Here is a 5,804-nt window from a genome sequence, read left to right as displayed (position 1 = left end):
GGCGGGCGCGCTGAGGGATTGGCGCAACGGTCTGGTTTTGGCCTCCGGATGATGCTCTTTGACATTGATGGAATACTGAAGAGATATGCGGGCGGTTTGGTTCATTTCGATGGATCAGCCGATGCATATCGCGCTGCTAGGATTTAGGTCCGATGATGCAGTGTCAGCTTCACTGTCTTGTACGGTTCTTCGGTACCTTTGGTACTGAAGCACATACAGACAGAGACTTTCATGGGGATTAGCCTCCCTGTGAAGATGTGCAGAGGTTCGAACGTCAAGGATATGCTGGTGACAGCATTTCAACTTGAGAGTTTGATCCTGGCTCAGAACGAACGCTGGCGGCAGGCCTAACACATGCAAGTCGAGCGCGCCCTTCGGGGTGAGCGGCGGACGGGTTAGTAACGCGTGGGAACGTGCCCTTCTCTAAGGAATAGCCACTGGAAACGGTGAGTAATACCTTATACGCCCTTCGGGGGAAAGATTTATCGGAGAAGGATCGGCCCGCGTTAGATTAGATAGTTGGTGGGGTAACGGCCTACCAAGTCTACGATCTATAGCTGGTTTTAGAGGATGATCAGCAACACTGGGACTGAGACACGGCCCAGACTCCTACGGGAGGCAGCAGTGGGGAATCTTGGACAATGGGCGCAAGCCTGATCCAGCCATGCCGCGTGAGTGATGAAGGCCCTAGGGTCGTAAAGCTCTTTCGCCTGTGATGATAATGACAGTAGCAGGTAAAGAAACCCCGGCTAACTCCGTGCCAGCAGCCGCGGTAATACGGAGGGGGTTAGCGTTGTTCGGAATTACTGGGCGTAAAGCGCGCGTAGGCGGATTGGAAAGTTGGGGGTGAAATCCCAGGGCTCAACCCTGGAACTGCCTCCAAAACTCCCAGTCTTGAGTTCGAGAGAGGTGAGTGGAATTCCGAGTGTAGAGGTGAAATTCGTAGATATTCGGAGGAACACCAGTGGCGAAGGCGGCTCACTGGCTCGATACTGACGCTGAGGTGCGAAAGTGTGGGGAGCAAACAGGATTAGATACCCTGGTAGTCCACACCGTAAACGATGAATGCCAGACGTCGGCTAGCATGCTAGTCGGTGTCACACCTAACGGATTAAGCATTCCGCCTGGGGAGTACGGCCGCAAGGTTAAAACTCAAAGGAATTGACGGGGGCCCGCACAAGCGGTGGAGCATGTGGTTTAATTCGAAGCAACGCGCAGAACCTTACCAACCCTTGACATCCTGGGACCGCCAGAGAGATCTGGTTTCCACTTCGGTGGCTCAGTGACAGGTGCTGCATGGCTGTCGTCAGCTCGTGTCGTGAGATGTTCGGTTAAGTCCGGCAACGAGCGCAACCCACATCCTTAGTTGCCAGCAGTTCGGCTGGGCACTCTAAGGAAACTGCCCGTGATAAGCGGGAGGAAGGTGTGGATGACGTCAAGTCCTCATGGCCCTTACGGGTTGGGCTACACACGTGCTACAATGGCAGTGACAATGGGTTAATCCCAAAAAACTGTCTCAGTTCGGATTGTCGTCTGCAACTCGGCGGCATGAAGTCGGAATCGCTAGTAATCGCGTAACAGCATGACGCGGTGAATACGTTCCCGGGCCTTGTACACACCGCCCGTCACACCATGGGAGTTGGGTTTACCCGAAGGCCGTGCGCCAACCTTTCGAGGGGGCAGCGGACCACGGTGAGCTCAGCGACTGGGGTGAAGTCGTAACAAGGTAGCCGTAGGGGAACCTGCGGCTGGATCACCTCCTTTCTAAGGATGTTTCTAGCATCATGGAGCTTGCTCCTGATCGTGAAACACTTAGCAGAAGATGCGCAAACAAAGCGCATCGCCATACGGACCGGACCGTCCTCATATCTCTTCAGAAAACATCAGGTTGTTCCGCCAGGAGCGCCTGGCCCTCTCGGCAGATTTGCTTTGCAAATCGCCTGTCGGGCAACGTCGATTTTGCTTCGCAAAATCAACTGGGTCGGTAGCTCAGGTGGTTAGAGCGCACGCCTGATAAGCGTGAGGTCGGAGGTTCAAGTCCTCCTCGACCCACCATTCCCTGCGGGGATCATTATGGGGCCTTAGCTCAGCTGGGAGAGCGCCTGATTTGCATTCAGGAGGTCAGGAGTTCGATCCTCCTAGGCTCCACCACTTCACAACCAGATCTTCAAGCATTCGGATCGAATGTTTGAACGTCCGGTTGGACGAAGACATTGACATCGTTAAGAGAGATACAATCAACAATACTGTTGGCCGCCCGCGTGAGGGATTGGCCTCAGTGAGGTGCCGATCCTTCTTCGGGAGGTGACGCGAGCCTGTGCACATGCCCCTTTCCTCGGGCATCCATGGGTCTGCCTTGCTGAAACGGCAGTGTTGTCCAAGTCAAGTACACTAACCCGCGCGGTCGCAAGACTGCGCAACAAGTTCTCAATCACCGACATGATTGAGAGCGGGATAGTTTGCTTTTTGGTTCAGAATAAGGGTGCGGTTTCTTACCAGCTTCCGCACCGTGGCATGAAACACTGTCTTTTTCTGGATCAAATCAAGCGCGAGAAGGGCGTTTGGTGGATGCCTTGGCAGTAAGAGGCGATGAAAGACGTGATACCCTGCGATAAGCTTGGGGGAGCCGGGAATAGGCTTTGATCCCAAGATCTCTGAATGGGGGAACCCACCTGACAGATCGTTATTGTTACCTTTGGTAATCAATAATGGTTTGAACCAGGTACTTAAGGACTGAATACATAGGTCTTTAAGAGCAAACCCGGGGAACTGAAACATCTAAGTACCCGGAGGAAAGGACATCAATAGAGACTCCGTTAGTAGTGGCGAGCGAACGCGGACCAGCCGAGCCTGATGAGTGACCAGAATGCGTTGGGAAACGCAGCCAGAGCGGGTGACAGCCCCGTATGGGAAGCTCTGAGGGACGTATTAAGTAGGGCGGGACACGTGAAATCCTGTTCGAAGACCGGAGGACCACCTCCGAAGGCTAAGTACTCCTTACTGACCGATAGCGAACCAGTACCGTGAGGGAAAGGTGAAAAGCACCCCGGCGAGGGGAGTGAAACAGTACCTGAAACCGAACGCCTACAATCAGTTGGAGGCCCCTTGAGGGCTGACAGCGTACCTTTTGTATAATGGGTCATCGACTTGGTCTCACGAGCAAGCTTAAACCGCTAGGCGTAGGCGCAGCGAAAGCGAGTCTTAATAGGGCGCATGAGTTCGTGGGATCAGACCCGAAACCGAGTGATCTAGGCATGGCCAGGTTGAAGGTGCGGTAACACGCACTGGAGGACCGAACCCACATCCGTTGAAAAGGATCGGGATGAGCTGTGCCTAGGGGTGAAAGGCCAATCAAACTCGGAGATAGCTGGTTCTCTGCGAAATCTATTTAGGTAGAGCGTCATCCGAATACCCCGGGGGGTAGAGCACTGGATGGGTAATGGGGCCCCACAGGCTTACTGATCCTAACCAAACTCCGAATACCCGGGAGTACTAGATGGCAGACACACGGCGGATGCTAACGTCCGTCGTGGAGAGGGAAACAACCCTGACCTCCGGCTAAGGCCCCCAATTCATGGCTAAGTGGGAAAGCAGGTGAGACGTCCAAAACAACCAGGAGGTTGGCTTAGAAGCAGCCATCCTTTAAAGATAGCGTAACAGCTCACTGGTCTAATCAAGATGTCTTGCGGCGAAGATGTAACGGGGCTCAAGCCATGAGCCGAAGCCGAGGATGCACATAGTGCATGGTAGCAGAGCGTAGTGTGACATAGTCTCATTCCTCCTTAGTATCTTCGGATACATTGGAGGAGAGAGGCTTTCGATGAAGCCGGGGCGTGAGCCATCCGGTGGAGAGATCACTAGCGAGAATGATGACATGAGTAGCGACAAAGAGTGTGAGAGACACTCTCGCCGAAAGTCCAAGGGTTCCTGCTTAAAGCTAATCTGAGCAGGGTAAGCCGGCCCCTAAGCCGAGGCCGAAAGGCGTAGGCGATGGGAACTAGGTTAATATTCCTAGGCCAGGAGGATGTGACGGATCATGAAGGTTGTTCGCCCTTATCGGATTGGGCGGGCCGCTGATTGGTCCCTGGAAATAGCCCTCCATCAGACCGTACCCTAAACCGACACAGGTGGACTGGTAGAGAATACCAAGGCGCTTGAGAGAACGATGTTGAAGGAACTCGGCAAAATACCTCCGTAAGTTCGCGAGAAGGAGGCCCGGGTTCAAGGCAACTTGGATCCGGGGGCACAAACCAGGGGGTGGCGACTGTTTATTAAAAACACAGGGCTCTGCGAAGCCGTAAGGCGACGTATAGGGTCTGACGCCTGCCCGGTGCCTGAAGGTTAAAAGGAGGGGTGAGAGCTCCGAATTGAAGCCCAGGTAAACGGCGGCCGTAACTATAACGGTCCTAAGGTAGCGAAATTCCTTGTCGGGTAAGTTCCGACCTGCACGAATGGCGTAACGACTTCCCCGCTGTCTCCAACATCGACTCAGCGAAATTGAATTGCCTGTCAAGATGCAGGCTTCCCGCGGTTAGACGGAAAGACCCCGTGCACCTTTACTACAGCTTCGCACTGGCATCAGGATTGTGATGTGCAGGATAGGTGGTAGGCATCGAAGCCGGGACGCAAGTCCCGGTGGAGCCTCCCTTGAGATACCACCCTTCGCACTCTTGATGTCTAACCGCGGTCCGTTATCCGGATCCGGGACCCTGCGTGGCGGGTAGTTTGACTGGGGCGGTCGCCTCCTAAAGAGTAACGGAGGCGCGCGAAGGTTGGCTCAGAGCGGTCGGAAATCGCTCGTTGAGTGCAATGGCAGAAGCCAGCCTGACTGCAAGACTGACAAGTCGAGCAGAGACGAAAGTCGGCCATAGTGATCCGGTGGTCCCGCGTGGAAGGGCCATCGCTCAACGGATAAAAGGTACGCCGGGGATAACAGGCTGATACTGCCCAAGAGTCCATATCGACGGCAGTGTTTGGCACCTCGATGTCGGCTCATCTCATCCTGGGGCTGGAGCAGGTCCCAAGGGTACGGCTGTTCGCCGTTTAAAGAGGTACGTGAGCTGGGTTTAGAACGTCGTGAGACAGTTCGGTCCCTATCTGCCGTGGGTGTAGGATACTTGAGAGGAGTTGCCCCTAGTACGAGAGGACCGGGGTGAACGATCCACTGGTGGACCAGTTGTTATGCCAATAGCAGTGCTGGGTAGCTATGATCGGACAGGATAACCGCTGAAGGCATCTAAGCGGGAAGCCCCCCTCAAAACAAGGTATCCCTGAGGGCCGTGGAAGACCACCACGCCGATAGGCCGGAGGTGTAAGCGCAGCAATGCGTTCAGCTGACCGGTACTAATCGCCCGATAGGCTTGATTTGATCCAGTAACAGACAGTGTTACTAAACCAATCAAAGCAAACATCCCTAACTGACACGGACAGGTTGATTGTACGCCGGACGCATTTGGATATGTCATATGACATAACTTAGGTGCGGCAACGCGCATTTAATCCGTAAATACGCTGTCTGCCGCCAACCAAGAAAATCCAAATGCCTCTGGCATTTGGATTTTTCTTGGTTTGGTGGCTACAGCACAAGTGAAACACCCGGTCCCATCCCGAACCCGGAAGTTAAGCACTGTCGCGCCGATGGTACTTGGGCTCAAGCCCTGGGAGAGTAGGTCACCGCCAAACCTAGTAAAATCCAAACATCTCTCTAAACGATACAAAAACACCTGACGCGGGATGGAGCAGCCAGGTAGCTCGTCAGGCTCATAACCTGAAGGTCGCAGGTTCAAATCCTGCTCCCGCAACCA

Annotated in this window: 3 tRNA genes and 3 rRNA genes; all 6 read left to right on the top strand. The window is 54.1% G+C overall.

Going from position 1 to position 5,804, the window contains the following annotated elements:
* Positions 1–300 precede the first annotated feature (300 nt).
* Positions 301–1,764 (top strand): 16S ribosomal RNA (locus GC1_RS19920).
* 214 nt (positions 1,765–1,978) lie between these two features.
* A tRNA-Ile gene (locus tag GC1_RS19915) sits at positions 1,979–2,055 on the top strand.
* A 20-nt stretch (positions 2,056–2,075) separates the two neighbouring features.
* Positions 2,076–2,151: transfer RNA gene (locus GC1_RS19910), tRNA-Ala, on the top strand.
* Positions 2,152–2,540: 389 nt separating this feature from the next.
* Positions 2,541–5,368 (top strand): 23S ribosomal RNA (locus GC1_RS19905).
* Between the two features lie 199 nt (positions 5,369–5,567).
* A 5S ribosomal RNA gene (rrf, locus tag GC1_RS19900) occupies positions 5,568–5,682 on the top strand.
* Together the 16S, 23S and 5S rRNA genes with 3 tRNA genes alongside form the textbook arrangement of a ribosomal RNA operon.
* 45 nt (positions 5,683–5,727) lie before the next feature.
* Positions 5,728–5,804 (top strand) — tRNA-Met (locus tag GC1_RS19895).

Source organism: Leisingera sp. ANG1 (assembly GCF_000203975.2).
In the GTDB taxonomy this organism is placed as follows: Bacteria; Pseudomonadota; Alphaproteobacteria; order Rhodobacterales; family Rhodobacteraceae; genus Leisingera.
The sequence above is the reverse complement of the archived record's forward strand: the minus strand, read 5'-3'. Positions and strand labels throughout refer to the sequence as shown.